Genomic DNA, 14,284 nt, shown 5'->3' on the forward strand with positions numbered 1-14,284 from the left:
TGATCAGCGGAGCTTTTCCATTAAGGCACTAACGATGGCATCGGGTAAGAAATGCGATACGTCACCGTCGTGACGAGCCACTTCCTTAACCAAAGAAGATGAAATAAACGACCACTCTTCTGATGGCATCAGGAAGACGCTTTCGAGAGTCGGCATCAGGTGGTGATTCATTTTTGCGAGCTGGAGTTCATATTCGAAATCGGCAACAGCTCGCAAACCACGCACAAGAATATTGGCTTTTTGCTGTTGTGCGAAGTGCACCATGAGATCGCTGAAACCGACCACTTCGACGTTCGATAAATGCTGCGTTGCACCCTTTGCCAGCGCCACGCGTTCATCCAGAGTGAAAAGCGTATGCTTACTCGGGCTGGCAGCGATGGCCAGCACCACATGATCGAACAGTCGTGATGCACGCGTCAGCAGATCCAAATGACCATTGGTTAGCGGATCGAACGTTCCAGGATAAATCGCTTTGGTTGTCATCACGTTAGCCCTTCATTTACTGTCTCGGTAGCGACTGCTTTACTGTGTGCGCTGGGGTAAATAAGGCTCTAGTAGTGTAAGCAGCATCTGTAGTGCACCCTGGTTTTGGTGTAACACTTCCACGGCATGTCGACCATAGTAAAGACGATAGTCTTCGTCAGCGAGCAGTTTCCCGACTTCTTTTCCAAGTGAGTCTGCATCGGTCACAGTAATCAGCCCGTCTGCCTGATCGAGTTTGTTGCAGATGTCTTTGAAATTGAACGTGTGTGGCCCCATCAATACCGGAATAGCATGCGCTGCCGCTTCTAGCGGATTATGTCCGCCTCGTTCAACCAAGCTTCCACCGACAAAAGCCAGATCGGCGATGCCGTATAACAGCATCAGCTCGCCCATGGTGTCCCCGATAACCACCTGCGTGTTTGCAGGAGGCTGTTCACCACTGCTGCGCAGCGTGTAGGTGAATCCCAGATTTTCTGTCAGCGCCTGCGTGGTGGCGAAACGTTCTGGATGGCGAGGCACAAGAATGAGGAGTAGGTCAGGATAGGTGGCAAGCAGCTGTCGGTGAGCAGCCAGAACGATCGCTTCTTCACCTTCGTGCGTACTGGTGGCTATCCATACTGGACGGTGTGGCGCCCACTGTCGGCGTAATGTAATGGCGCGAGCCGCCAGTTCCGGCGTCACGGAGATATCAAATTTGAGGCTGCCGGTTACTTTCAGGCTGGAGCGCTTCAGACCAAGATCAATAAATCGATTCCCATCTTCCTGATTCTGTGCGGCGACGAGGGTAATGCGCTGCAAGATATGGCGCATTAGCTTCCCGATCTTTTTGTAACCCGCAGCAGAGCGTTCGGACAGCCGGGCATTTGCAATAACCAGTGGAATATCGCGTTTATGCAGCTCTGCGATCAGGTTTGGCCACAGCTCGGTTTCCATAATAATGACGATTTTCGGACGAACCTGGTCAAAAAAGCGCTTCAGGGCACAGGGTAAATCATAAGGCAGGTAAACGTGGTAGACCGTATCGCCAAACGCTGAACGCACACGCTCGGATCCGGTTGGCGTCATGGTGGTGACTGTAATCGGCAGATTGGGGTAACGATGGCGCAGCGCTCTCACTAAGGGAATGGCGGCCAGCGTTTCCCCCACCGACACCGAATGCAGCATGATACCGTCTGGTTTAACCTTCTCTGCACAAAAGCCGTAGCGTTCAGCCCAGCGTCGACGATAGGCCGGAGCCTTACGGCCACGAAGCCACAGGCGAAGCCAAATCAACGGTTGGATGAGGTACAGGATGATGGTGTAGAGAGTTTGTAACATAAGATCTACTGTTATCGGTTATCGCTGGAGTGATTTTATCGGGTTCGTGAGGATAAGGCTATTTGTAAAACGGATGTCGTTTATTCCTCGGTCGATTTTCCTAAAAATCGCTGGCAAATGCGCGCAATGGCCGCAATCATTGAATCTAAAATGGGAAACGGACAACCGAACAAGCCAGAAGAGCCAACTATAATCCACACGCACCTTATTCATGAGTCGCTTGTATCTATTTTGAGTTTTTGCATAAGATACGTTTCATTTTTCTTATGACACTTTTGCTTTCATTAATAATATTTTTCTTTAGCCGTTGCCTTAGTGTGCCTTCGGTAAAATTACTGTATGTTAACCCTATATTACGATGGTTTTCTTCATGATGGAAAAACTCATTTTTATTGATTTTTTCAATGCCAATAGAAAATGGTACTGGGCCTGTAGTATTTAATACACCTTTCATCCCTCCTCGATGTAAATCAAAAGATAACGAAATAAATCAGCCCTATCTGCACCATAATTTGGGTCTATACTTAAATAGATACTCAGCATCTCTTTTCCATATATATTTAATTATGCTCTTTTCGTCGTAGAAAAAATACTCCCACGTTGGATTCATCTTTTTTAATCTTTCTACAGATACTAAAATTTCTTCAGGCAGCTCATTTCTTCCTTTAGTGTAAATCTGATGAATTTTTTAGGTATTTTCATCACTGTGTCGTCCTTGGTAAACAAATTATTTAATAATGGAAATTATATAGTGGTCGTGATGCTTATTTTCTGGTTTTTTTATTAAGAGACCATAATTCTGTATATTTGTTAAATGTATATTGAGCATTAACAAATGCGAGAAGTAATCCTTGTTTTCCATCTAAAAATCCGGCCCTGAAGAGCCAAGTTTTTAAGAATGAGAAGATGGTATGAGTAAATATCTCAGCATAATGGCAAGATCTTCCACTTTCATGGCGTTCTTTTGCCCATGCGGAAGCATAACGTAGCTGCTTTCCTTGAAATGCTGAAAAATCACGGCAGGTTAAATGCTGAAGATCTCCAGATAAATGTTGAACAGGAGCATCACCGCAATTCAGTGATTCATGTACGCTATTGTCATTATATTGGTAGTGCTTATTTGCATAGAGCCGGAGTACTTTATCAGGATACCAACCGCTATGTTTCATAAAGCGGCCAAGAAAGAGGTTTCTCCTTGCACAGGAGTAGACGACTCTATCGTCTAGATCGGATTTATGTAACACATTCTCAATAGACTGACGCAGTTCAGGTGTAACTCTTTCATCGGCATCAATAAAAAAGATGTAGTCTCCTCTGGCATAGCTCTGTGCACGTTGTCTTTGCTTCCCATAGCCTGGCCAGTCATTATGTCGATAGACTTTTGCGCCATATTGATGAGCTATTTCTACTGTAGAATCTGTGCTACCAGAATCGATGACAATGATTTCATCTGCCCAGCTAACAGATTGCAGGCATTCTTCTATTAGTTCGGATTCGTTTTTTGTTATTATTAGAATAGATAGATTTTTTATCACATATTTCCTCTATAAATAAAATTTAAGGATATTATTATATAATTTAATCATATTCAGACTCATCTCCCCATATTTCCTTGAATCTTTGAGATTCCATTTCTTTTTTAAAGTCAATGAGGTAAGAAATATAATCATAATCGGGTGAAAAGTTTAATTCAAGACGTGTTTTATCAATGTCTAATATGAATTGCGGAGAATCTTGATAATTTTCTTTGTAGACAACATTAGATTCTGAGCCTTTAGGTGAAAATATTTTTATAATATCCCTAACTTGTTTTTCTAAAGATACGCCGATGCCAGTGCCAACATTATATATTCCACCTTTCGATGAGGATTCAATAGCGCCTTCAACTATTTTTATAAAATCTTTTATATAAACAATCTCTTTTTCTTTGGTAGGATCACCCCAAATTTCAATGGTTTTTGCTTGCATTGCATTTTCAATAATGAGCCTAAAGCCCATTTTTTTCTTTTTCCCATCGACATAATAAAATGAATTAGGATGGTATGCATATATAGTTGGCATTCGGAGTATATATCTATTAACTCCATATTGGAAATGATAATGTTCAATTAGATTAACGGCTGCATTTTTTGATATTGAGTAAATAGAATGATCTCCGGTTAATGGAAATTTCATGTCAACATCTGGAGATATAGGATCTTTGGTGCCGAATCTATATAAAATATCTGATATGGAATGACCAAATATAATTTTTCTAATATTATTTTCTCGAATATATTCAAGTACGTTAAACGTACCAGTAAGTATGCTACTTAAATATGAGTCTGGAACATAATTATCCATGTGTGCAGGCATTGCGCCAGCTAAATGAATAACGCTATCAACATCTTTCGGTAGTAAAGAAAAGGATTTTTTTTCTCGCACATCTAATGAATAATATTCAATACCTCTTTTCATGAAAAAATTATTTTTATCAACTCTACGTCCTACGGCAATAACATAATACCCTTTTCTTTTTAATTCTATCGCCGTATAAGTACCTACAGTACCAGTTGCTCCAAATATAACGATTTTTTTCATCATTGATTCCCTATATTAATTTATAGTTTGTAAGCAGTTTTTTCGTATCATCTATAGAGTTAAACATTAGAATATCCAAGATGGACAAATCAGAAACAAAACCATCATTAAATTGTGAATAACTATGGGGACATGGTTCTATAAAAAAAAGAGATTTATTTTCTTTCTGAAAATCATCTCGGGAGTATAGATTCTGACCCCCAATGGAATTTATATATGTATCAGCATTAAGGGTGTTGCAAATATCGAGGATTTTACTTTGTCCAGATAGAGATTTATCATTGTCAATATTAGAAGATAGAATTACGGGCTTATCGATTGCAAGATACTTCAGTATACTAACTATACTGTTTTGTAGAAAGTAAGCTAGATTTTTATTTTCATACGAGACAATATCTTCAATTAAGGATAGCGTGTTTTTAAAGAATGGTGCTTTTGAATAATTAGTTTTAATCATTTTTAAAAACTTAACGAAATCATCTTTAATTTCTATTTCATTAATTAATTTATATGAACTTGAGCCATTCAATGATATTGAAAAAAGCTTCTTTTCATGATTCATCAAAAATTGATTTCTATTAATCCAACCGCCTTTGATATATGTGACATCATCATAAACGATAAAGATATCTACAGAGTTTATTAATTGCCAGTATCCTAGATATGGAAAAAAGTAAGGCTGCATTACTCCAATTTTCATGAATTCCTCTACATTTATGGAAATGGCTTTAGGATGAAAGAATACAGATTTTCTATAAGTTAATTTTCTTGAAGAATGCTTTTACTTCTACTATAAATTTATAGACGTTATTTATTGAGTCAATTTCGCTTTTATCGATTACAGATAACGCTCTTTCTTTTTCACTCTTTGCTTGGTTTATCATATCAAAACCATAAGCGATACCAAGTCGGTGTTCTTTTAATGGAAGCCATTGTTCAAAAGATAGATTATCATCTGGTATAACTATTGGTATACAACCACACATAATTGCGTACTTGGTATATATGGTGTAAAGGTCATATGAAATGAAATATTCTACTTCTTTAAAAATCTTAGCTATCTCACTATGGCTTTTATTATCAATAAATATAGAATCAGAGAGGTCATGAACGATCTCTCTTCCTTTTCCTTTTCTTAAACAATAGGCTGTACCATGTCGTTTATTGATTGGGTTATCTTCATTATAGTGTTCTCTCAACATGTGAGTTACTCTCAATGTGATGTTAGATGTTTTTGAGCCCCACAGTTTAAAGTCTCTACCAAACGCCCCAAAAGAGAAGTAAATTTCACCTGAATTATAGTTCACATTTCCTGATTGATAGCCTGGATGATGTAAAAACCATCGAACAATATTCTTCGCTCGTAGAGGGTTTCCCGCGACTGTTTCGGGATAAATGATAATACTATTTTCTAAATCATCTGCTGTTAACTCGCTTAGCACGGGTGTATTGAATGCTAGATTTGTTCTATACTTCGTTTTTCTCAATGTTATTTTATGTCTCAGCCTTTTTAGCTGATACTTAAAATAGTTATCCATCATAGGATGCATGTATGATTTTTCGCCACATGAATTTAATAAGTGGCATAATTTGTGTAAAACCATTACACCACCACTGCTCTCCGTATATTCCGGAGCCATGATGATAAAGCGCATTTTCTGTTCCTAATTAAAGTGTAAATCCTAATTAACTATTTTTAATTAGTGATATGATCTTCTCTTGTTCCTCACTCTCTAGCCCAGCATATATAGGAATACATAACACTTTATTTGATATACTTATTGAATATTTAAGATTGTCATGATTTGATGATTGTAACCCTCTGTACATAGGCATATCACTAATTAGGGGGTAAAAGTATCTCCGAGAGAGTATGTCATATGATTTTAGTTTATTGTATAGTTCATCTCTCGTTAATGGATATTCAGGTTCAATTATTATTGGGAAGTATGAATAATTTCTATTTGATGGATAATCGATAGTGGGGATGTTAATTCCTTTCACTGAACTCAATTCTTTTCGATAGATTTTGTCAATTTTTTCTCTTTGACTTATTACATCATCGATATGCTTCAGTTGGAGCAATCCAAATGCAGCATTTATTTCGCTCATTTTCCCGTTTATACCTGGTGCAGTAACAGTGATTTCATCTGCAAATCCAAAATTCTTTAATAAGTCTATTCTTTTCTTTGTTTTAAGATCTGGAGAAATAATTGCTCCACCCTCAAAAGTGTTAAAGACTTTTGTTGCATGAAAACTTAATATCGACAAGTCACCATACTTTAATATACTACTTTCTTTATAATTAATTCCAAATGCATGCGCTGCGTCATAAATAACCTTTAATCCATAATTATCTGCGATTCGCTGTATTTTTTCTACATTACATGGATTGCCGTAACAATGAACTGGCATGATCGCGGTTGTATTCGGTGTAATTGCCTCTTCAATTCTATCTGGGTCAATGTTGAAACTATATGGTTCAATATCTACAAAAACAGGCGTCAACCCATTCCATATTATTGAGTGACTTGTTGCTACAAATGAATATGGCGTTGTAATTACCTCTCCTGATACGCGTAGTGCTTGGAGAGATGTAATTAATGCTATTGTGGCATTATTAAATAAGGAGATATGTTCGACTCCAAGATACTTACATAATTCTAACTCTAGCTTTTGATGAAATGGTCCATTATTTGTTAGCCACTTGTTGGACCAAATCTCTTCTAAATAAACTATGAATTCGTTTAAGTCGGGTAAATACGGTTGAGTTACTGGGATTTTTTTCATTTTATATTCTCACAATATTATTCTTGAGTAAGTATACTCGTCATACTTAAAGTCACATTTGCGTTGATTGTGACAACTCGGCCTAACCACTTACCTAAGTAATTTTACAATAATGCATTTTTCTTGTCGCTTACCTGAAAATTGAATTATTCAGAGTGTAGTTTTATAAATTCACTAACTATCTGTTAATATTTTTTTTAACATGTAATCTGAAGTATATTTCAGAATTAAATTATCGGTGGATTTTTTATTTTCTTTATCTAAGAAAAATATAAGATTTTCGTAATTATCATGACCAATGATAAATATTTTTTCTGGAGAGTAAAAATCATTTTTTATTATTTCTTTATTATTTGTGATAAGTTTTTTATTAAATGCTAATGCCTCTATCGCTCGCAATGTTAAACCACATTGCTCTTGGTGATTTATTTCTATGATAACATCGGATCTTTTGACGAGGGAAATGTTTTCATCATAACTTATAGGGATATTTTTACAAAAATCAGGATATGAACTGCTAACATTTTTTTCATCATAAAGATAGGCGTTTAGTGCGTATTGTGAGTCTTTTATATGTTGGTATATATCTCTTAGTATATTTTCTCGCTCTCTTCTGTATTCACCAACAAAAAAGCATGATTTTTTCTCTCTTTTTTCTTCAGGGGCATTTTTTATTAAGTCTGTTATCTCATCAGAGGTAAATGGTATAAATTGATCTAAAAATTCAAAACTATACTTCTCACAATCATTTTTGTCGAAACTATAAATTTTATCAAAGTAAGGAGCCACCTCTTTCACAAAACTGCCATCTTCCTTGAGCCATCTTTTCTTTGTTTTCATTTCGTTTTCAAGATGGATTATTGTATCTCTTATTACTAGTATTTTCTTGCTATTAACTTTTTTTATTATGTCTAAGCATCCTAGTATGCTATATCCATTACAGATCAAGATATCGTTATTTTTTATTTCTCTTAATTTAAAAAACAAATGAATTTTTACAAAAAAAGAATTATTAATGTTATATTTTTTTAGTGTTATATTTTTTTTTGTAAAATGCTTCATGATATTTCTTTTGTGTATTACATTATACTTATCACGGAGCGACTGTAACATTGATATTTCATACCCAGCATTCCACTCTATAAAAAATACATTCATATTTTATTTTCGCTATCGAGTTTGGTTGAACTTCAGTCTGCTTAATATACCTTTTATAAATTTTTTCTGCTTAAATTCATGCTTTGATTTTTTCTTCCATTGAGTGGCATTCACTGGTAGCAGTAATTCTTTATCTTTCCATGTGGATTCTGCATGCGCTACATGGAAAAATTTTGCTGAAGGATATGAACTCCATGTATGCCATGGCTTTGTTATTCCAACGTAGTGTATAAAAATTGTTTCATTTTTAATTATATTTTTATATAAATTATGTGTTCTGTCGTATAGTTCACTCTTTAGGGTAAATATACAGTTAAAATCTCTTGGTAAGTATATTGAATTTCCAAATAATAATATATTAAGAGCATCTTGGTCTTGATACTTTAATATGCTTTTCTTTTCTGGGTCACTTAATAGTGAGATAGACTCTCTTGTGAGATTATTTTTTTTCCATCCATCCAGATTCATCAATAGAAATCCTGCATTGAAGTAAAGACCTTGAATTTTTGGCATGTTCAATCTTTCGGCCGCAATAATTTGCATTGCTTCTATATCTGGGACTACTGCTGCGAAATGATTATCAAGATTAATTTTTATAATGTCAGAAATAGAACCTTTACATATAATATCTGCGTCAAGATAAAGTAGTTTATTTATCTTTTCGCTTAAAAAATCAAAGATTATAAATCTAAAATAGGTTGATAGCGGCCATGTTTCTGTTGGTAAGTTTGAAATGCAATCGGGATTTGTTAAATAAATATCGATAATAATCCCAAATTTTTCACTTAATTCTGTAGCTCTAGTTGTGTATTCGGCATCAATATAGTCAGTAAATATGTGAAAGTTTAGGTTTTTTTCTTTATTGTTTATGATTACTGATGTCATTGATATAGCTGCGCCAAATAAAAAATTCTTATCGACACCATAAGCAATATGGAATGCATTTTCTGATTTAATATTTTTTTCATTAATATGAATATGTTTCTCTATGACTTTTTTCTTATCAAAATACATTTTTATTCTCTTTTTTAAATCGGTAATGAAGGAGTATGATAAAATTAAAATTTATATATTTTTCTATAGAAGTATTTCAAATAACTAAAAATACCGAATATAATATAATTATTATGAAGCTGATGTTTAGCACAATATCTCATATTACTTGTGGTTGTTGCTTGCAGTAAGGGAGACTGATTCCACGGTGATGCGCTTTTGGCATCTAGAAAATACTCCGTGCAAGCGTAATGTTCAGCCCATTTATGCCAAGGTTTTGTCGGCCCGATATAATGAATCATAACCGTATCATCCTTTATAGGGTTGACTGGCTTAGGCTTACTAAGTTCATAATTAATGCTATATTGTGTATTGTACTTTTTATCAAGCCATATTGTTTTATCTATAAGCAAGATATTCAATATGTCTTGATCAAGATAAGATATTTTTGACTTCACTTTCTCATCGGCAAGAAGCGACATAGCCTGTGAACTAATATCGTTTTTTTGCCATTGTGCGAGATTAATGTATAAGAACCCAGCATTAAAATATCCGGCATTGATTCCTGGCTCATCAAGTGCCTTTGCTCGTTTTTCCCACCAAACCTTGTCTTCTTCTGCGACTACTGCCACAATGTTGTTGTTGAATTCGATTCCTAACAGCTCGTGTAATGAGCCTTTGCAAACAATGTCAGCATCGATATAAAGAAGCGTTTCAATTTCTGGGTAAAGTAAATCGGCAATCACAAAGCGAAAATAGGTGGCGTAAGACCAGTTTTTGGTGCTGGGAAGCGATTTCAGTTCATCGCAATTTACAATATAAAGACTAATATCTGCATTATATTGAGTGCTGAGGTTTTGAAACTTTTCCTCTTCATCATCACTTAATGAGTCAGTGAATATATGAAATGAAAATTTTATGTCAGGATTGTGGAGCAATATTGATGCTGCTGAAATGGCGCAGCCAAACATAAAATTTTTATCAATACCGTAAGCGATATTTAGCGTATCGGATTCTGAATTTTCCGCTAAGGGGCGAATAAATGAAACTTTTCTTTTTATAACACCTTGCGATGAAAAATACATAGTGAACTCGGTTATGGCTCTTAAAAATAAATAGGGATCAACGCGTTATTTTGGCAGCAATATACTGCGTTAGTTTAACGATCGTTTGCGCTGGTAATCAACTGTGCCGCTTTTTCTGGCAGACTATAAATATCTTCTGTATCGGCAAAATGGCGGGCATTTTCTGCCCACTGTTTAAGCGTTTCTGGCTGACTGAGCGCGTGTAATAACGCGTGATTCAGTGCTGTCTGGCTAAAAGGCTCTGGGATGACCTGCCCGGCCTGTGAGCGCTCAATGTAAAAAGCATAACCGCACGCATCGGTAACGAGTATGGGTAATCCAGCCGCGATAGCCTCAAGCAAAACGATGCCTGCGGCTTCTTGATGCGCCGGATGAAGTAACAAGTCTGCGGCGGCCATGAAGTCAGGAATGTCATCTCGACCAGAGAAGAAGTGTATTTGTTTACCGATACCGAGCTGCTCTGCCTGTTGTTGAAACGGTTTTGGATCGTCCTGGCCGACAACCAACAGCGTTACGTGCTGACGCAGTTCCTGTGGCAGGCTGGCGATAGCGGTCAGACTACGGCCAACACCTTTACGTTTGAAGTCGGAACCGACCTGTAATAGAACAAATCCGTTTTCATCCAGATGATGCTGCTGACGGAACTTTGAACGCGTATCTGGAGAACGCGTGCTGTACTTTCTATCCAGTGAAATACCCGGTGGTAGCATAAAAAAGCGTTCATCTTGTGTACCGTAATGCTTCTGGAAATGGGCGATTTGCCGCGGCGTCAGCATCAGCATGCGCGTGTGGCTATCTTTATCGAACACGTCTCGTTCAAGTGCTACATATCCGCGGTAGCGAGGTGTGAGTCGATAAAAGAAACCTTTTTCCTGAACTGCCTTTTCTGCCGTACATCCTTCTGCTGCATAGTAGAAGTCTAGCCCTGGCATTTTGCTAAATCCGACAACGCGATCGACAGGGTGCTGTTGTAAATGGCGTTGTATCCAGTCGGAAAAATGGCGATGGCGCGTATGATTACCCAGCCCCGAGATGGGGACGAGAACGATGTCGAACCCTTCAGGTTTGTCGCCTTGCCATTCACTCGTGTAAACACGAATATCATGGCCTTGTTTTTGGCAAGTTTGTGCGATGCTCAGAAAATCCCGTTGTAGCCCGCCGAAAGGAAAGTATTTATAGACGCAGAATGCGATTTTCATTTGGTGTTCTCTTCCTGCGCCTCTTGTAGCATGTCTTCTGATGCCTGAATAACCGCTTGTGCTGGAATGCAGGACAAATATTTGACTGTCTGATCGTAATTCTGTTGGGCTGGCATCTGTTGATATTCACCTGCCCAAATTTGCTTATAGCGGTTGCACCACGGTCGCCATAATTTGTAGTCTGTTGGGCCAAACAGGCACACTAGCGGCGTATTCAATGCGGCAGCCATATGCATTGGGGCGGAATCTACACCGATATACAACACGGCGTTGTCAATTAACGCAGCCAGTTCCAGAAAACTCGTTTTACCCGCAAAGGTCATATCGGGTTTATGCGTGCACTGTGAGTGAATGTCGCGCACCACGTTTAAATCGTCTTCTGAAGGACCACAGGTCAAAACGACTTCCAGATTTTTGGTTTTAAGATAGTCAATGACCTGAGCGAATTTGTCGTTGTCCCAGTATTTGTAATATTGGCGAGTCGTGGGTTGGATGACGACGTAGCGTTGCGTTAAAAGTGCAGGGCGTTGATCAATGATACTTTGTGCGTCTTCCTGACGATAATGCAGTGATAATGTCGAGCATGTATTTGACGCTGGCAGGTTGAGCGGGGTGAGGAGATGAAGATTTTGCTCAACAATGTGCGCTCCTATTGGCGGAACGCAGGTGCTGAAAAATGAACGCCAAATCTTTCCTTTCAGGTCATCGCCCCGATCAAGAGCAATACTGTGACACCCTAATGACTTTACTAATAGGGCAATGGGCCACTGGTCAGCTAAATTGACGATCAGATCGTAATTGTTTTGCTTAAGCTCTTGTCTGACGCTTTTGAAATTGCAGATCTTTTCCAAAAGCGTACCCGTCTTTCTTTTGAGCCCATAAAGCTGATGTATCTCTGGGTTTGCAGAGAGAATCGGCATCGTATCCTGGTACAACAATACGTCGATTTTGGCATCAGGGTAATTGGCTTTCAGCGTGCTGATGAGCGGAGTGGTCAGCAGCATATCGCCATGATATCTGAGCTTCACCACGAGAATCCGGTGATAAGAGATGATGCGTTGACTCACTCGTTTTCCTTCATGTAATCAAAGGTTATGATTTTCACAGGCACGCTACCGCCTTTGGCTCAACAGCTACCAAAAGACTGATCCTATCCATGTGGCGCGACAGCATGGATAGCTAATTTTCCCGCTATGGTACTAAAACCCACACCCCTCTCACAGAGGTAAATGCGACTGCCACTCGCTAATTATAACAGGACTAATTCTTTAGCCATTTTCCGGTCAGCGTTGTGCCGAGGCAAAATGCCATAAGCCACGCGATAAGCATGTCTCGTGAATAGAGAATGACATCGCTAAGTCCATACATCAGCAGGGCAAAAAGCAATGCGGCCGAGAGGTGGCTGCGTAGAACAAAAAATGAAAAATAAAATAAAGCGGCATAGAGCAACACAAGCAATATTGCGCCCGGCAACCCCTTAAGGGAAAAGGCATCAATCACTTCGTTATGCAGATGGACATTCAAATATCTCAGCGCGCCGGATAATTCAGACTCTTGCTTTGCTTGTGCAATGATATGTTCTGCACGCTGTTCGGCCGATTGCCCCAATAACGCTTCTTCCCCAGCTTCTATACCAGATTGGTACATCGCAATGCGCGCACCCACCGATGTCATGCTGTTGTTCATGCTATAGCTGTGTATATCGTTAATCAGGTCGCTGATACGTTGGTGAATCGTATCCTGGAAAAGGAATAAACACAGGAAAATCGTGGCCGATGAACCGATAAATGCCTTGATAAATAAACGCTTATTGTGTCTGACTTCTGACAATAAAATGGTCGCGCCAACAATAGGATAGACGAATATAGCCGCTCGAGTTTCTGTCAGGAAAATAGCGATGGTGACTAACAGAAAATGTCCCAGATAGAGATAATACTTATAGGCTGAATCGAGCTTAAGCAGTGCTTGCGCGCTTAACGCACCAATAAAGGTAAGAAAATAGGCTGCACTGGTTGCGGTGCCAAATACCAACGCAATACGGTGCATTCCACTGAACAATGACTGATAAAACGCATAGCTCAGCGTTAACACACAAATTGCGATGATGTAGAAGAGTGGCTGTTGCCGATTTTTTTGCGAGATATGCAGGGCTGTCAGCAGGATGAATGAACCCAGAATACCGACATGCGCGGATGTCCTGTAGGCGTTATACACATAAGGGAAAAGGCTATCGGGTTGATAATGCTGGTAATACCAAATGAGATTGGTTAAGCCGATAGCCAGCAGGCAAAGTGGAATCAGTAACAGCCGCTTAGCCGCTATTACTGTTCTTAAGTGTGTCGCCACATAAAAAACAGATAGCGAGCCGGTGAGATAAAAAAGCCACCCGGCAATAATGCTGCTAAATGGCATGATGGCTAATGTGAGTAAACAGCCGGGGAAAACCGCTTTAAGCGCGACAGCCGAACTGATGCTGGGCGTTTTTCCCAGTTCGTACCTTAATTCATTGAGCATGTATTTGTTCACAGTCGGGAGCGATATCACTCGTCTGATGCAGGTAATTCTATACCCGTCATACTTCAAGTTGCATGTGCGTTGGCCGCGCTACTCGACACACTTGAGTGTGTCTCGCCCCGCTGGGGCCAATGCAAGCAGCGTTCAAACCAGCCTCTGGCAGGT

Annotated in this window: 14 protein-coding genes; all 14 read right to left on the minus strand. The window is 38.7% G+C overall.

Annotation, left to right across the window (positions count from 1 at the left end; all coding sequences use genetic code 11):
• Positions 1-3: 3 nt before the first annotated feature.
• Complete coding sequence (coaD, locus tag EIP93_RS00845; RefSeq protein WP_125233303.1) at positions 4-483, minus strand: pantetheine-phosphate adenylyltransferase; 480 nt, start codon at positions 481-483, stop codon at positions 4-6.
• A 39-nt stretch (positions 484-522) separates the two neighbouring features.
• Positions 523-1,800 carry a lipid IV(A) 3-deoxy-D-manno-octulosonic acid transferase gene (waaA, locus tag EIP93_RS00850; protein WP_039296378.1) on the minus strand — a complete coding sequence of 426 codons (1,278 nt, stop codon included), beginning with the start codon at positions 1,798-1,800 and terminating at the stop codon, positions 523-525.
• A 226-nt stretch (positions 1,801-2,026) separates the two neighbouring features.
• Entirely contained in the window at positions 2,027-2,254 is a 228-nt protein-coding gene (locus EIP93_RS22840; RefSeq protein ID WP_241229562.1) for a hypothetical protein, read from the minus strand.
• Between the two features lie 310 nt (positions 2,255-2,564).
• The gene (locus tag EIP93_RS00860) at positions 2,565-3,335 is read right to left on the minus strand and encodes a glycosyltransferase family 2 protein (protein ID WP_125232140.1); all 771 of its coding nucleotides are present in this window, start codon (positions 3,333-3,335) and stop codon (positions 2,565-2,567) included.
• A 43-nt stretch (positions 3,336-3,378) separates the two neighbouring features.
• Positions 3,379-4,383, minus strand: a complete 1,005-nt coding sequence (locus EIP93_RS00865) for an NAD-dependent epimerase/dehydratase family protein (RefSeq protein WP_206428384.1) — start codon at positions 4,381-4,383, stop codon at positions 3,379-3,381.
• Positions 4,384-4,390: 7 nt separating this feature from the next.
• Positions 4,391-5,080: a WbqC family protein gene (locus tag EIP93_RS00870; protein WP_125232141.1), complete on the minus strand. Its 690-nt coding sequence runs from the start codon at positions 5,078-5,080 to the stop codon at positions 4,391-4,393.
• A gap of 52 nt (positions 5,081-5,132) precedes the next feature.
• Positions 5,133-6,035 carry a hypothetical protein gene (locus EIP93_RS00875; protein WP_125232142.1) on the minus strand — a complete coding sequence of 301 codons (903 nt, stop codon included), beginning with the start codon at positions 6,033-6,035 and terminating at the stop codon, positions 5,133-5,135.
• Positions 6,036-6,066: 31 nt separating this feature from the next.
• The gene (gene vioA, locus EIP93_RS00880) at positions 6,067-7,170 is read right to left on the minus strand and encodes a dTDP-4-amino-4,6-dideoxy-D-glucose aminotransferase VioA (protein ID WP_125232143.1); all 1,104 of its coding nucleotides are present in this window, start codon (positions 7,168-7,170) and stop codon (positions 6,067-6,069) included.
• 174 nt (positions 7,171-7,344) lie between these two features.
• The gene (locus EIP93_RS00885) at positions 7,345-8,328 is read right to left on the minus strand and encodes a WaaS/CpsH family glycosyltransferase (protein ID WP_473828383.1); all 984 of its coding nucleotides are present in this window, start codon (positions 8,326-8,328) and stop codon (positions 7,345-7,347) included.
• A gap of 12 nt (positions 8,329-8,340) precedes the next feature.
• The gene (locus EIP93_RS00890; RefSeq protein WP_125232145.1) at positions 8,341-9,342 is read right to left on the minus strand and encodes a glycosyltransferase; all 1,002 of its coding nucleotides are present in this window, start codon (positions 9,340-9,342) and stop codon (positions 8,341-8,343) included.
• Positions 9,343-9,386: 44 nt separating this feature from the next.
• A complete protein-coding gene (gene waaO, locus EIP93_RS00895) occupies positions 9,387-10,406 on the minus strand; it encodes a lipopolysaccharide 3-alpha-galactosyltransferase (protein WP_125232146.1) in 1,020 nt (339 codons plus the stop codon).
• Between the two features lie 74 nt (positions 10,407-10,480).
• Entirely contained in the window at positions 10,481-11,605 is a 1,125-nt protein-coding gene (locus tag EIP93_RS00900; RefSeq protein ID WP_125232147.1) for a glycosyltransferase family 4 protein, read from the minus strand.
• Positions 11,602-12,672, minus strand: coding sequence for a lipopolysaccharide core heptosyltransferase RfaQ (rfaQ, locus tag EIP93_RS00905; RefSeq protein ID WP_107332148.1), 1,071 nt, complete (start codon positions 12,670-12,672; stop codon positions 11,602-11,604). Before rfaQ ends, EIP93_RS00900 begins: the two co-directional genes overlap by 4 nt.
• 193 nt (positions 12,673-12,865) lie before the next feature.
• Entirely contained in the window at positions 12,866-14,119 is a 1,254-nt protein-coding gene (locus tag EIP93_RS00910) for an O-antigen ligase family protein (RefSeq protein WP_241229563.1), read from the minus strand.
• Positions 14,120-14,284: the final 165 nt, after the last annotated feature.

Source organism: Pectobacterium versatile (assembly GCF_003932035.1).
GTDB classification, from domain to species: Bacteria; Pseudomonadota; Gammaproteobacteria; order Enterobacterales; family Enterobacteriaceae; genus Pectobacterium; species Pectobacterium versatile.

Excerpts from the sequence above, each read along its gene's own strand:
- EIP93_RS00900 (WP_125232147.1), bottom strand. The coding sequence starts at position 11,605 with ATGAAAATCGCATTCTGCGTCTATAAATACTTTCCTTTCGGCGGGCTA.
- EIP93_RS00910 (WP_241229563.1), bottom strand. The coding sequence starts at position 14,119 with ATGCTCAATGAATTAAGGTACGAACTGGGAAAAACGCCCAGCATCAGT.
- EIP93_RS00890 (WP_125232145.1), bottom strand. The coding sequence starts at position 9,342 with ATGTATTTTGATAAGAAAAAAGTCATAGAGAAACATATTCATATTAAT.
- waaO (WP_125232146.1), bottom strand. The coding sequence starts at position 10,406 with ATGTATTTTTCATCGCAAGGTGTTATAAAAAGAAAAGTTTCATTTATT.
- EIP93_RS00865 (WP_206428384.1), bottom strand. The coding sequence starts at position 4,383 with ATGATGAAAAAAATCGTTATATTTGGAGCAACTGGTACTGTAGGTACT.
- vioA (WP_125232143.1), bottom strand. The coding sequence starts at position 7,170 with ATGAAAAAAATCCCAGTAACTCAACCGTATTTACCCGACTTAAACGAA.
- EIP93_RS00870 (WP_125232141.1), bottom strand. The coding sequence starts at position 5,080 with ATGAAAATTGGAGTAATGCAGCCTTACTTTTTTCCATATCTAGGATAC.
- EIP93_RS00875 (WP_125232142.1), bottom strand. The coding sequence starts at position 6,035 with ATGCGCTTTATCATCATGGCTCCGGAATATACGGAGAGCAGTGGTGGT.
- waaA (WP_039296378.1), bottom strand. The coding sequence starts at position 1,800 with ATGTTACAAACTCTCTACACCATCATCCTGTACCTCATCCAACCGTTG.
- coaD (WP_125233303.1), bottom strand. The coding sequence starts at position 483 with ATGACAACCAAAGCGATTTATCCTGGAACGTTCGATCCGCTAACCAAT.
- EIP93_RS22840 (WP_241229562.1), bottom strand. The coding sequence starts at position 2,254 with ATGAAAGGTGTATTAAATACTACAGGCCCAGTACCATTTTCTATTGGC.
- EIP93_RS00885 (WP_473828383.1), bottom strand. The coding sequence starts at position 8,328 with ATGAATGTATTTTTTATAGAGTGGAATGCTGGGTATGAAATATCAATG.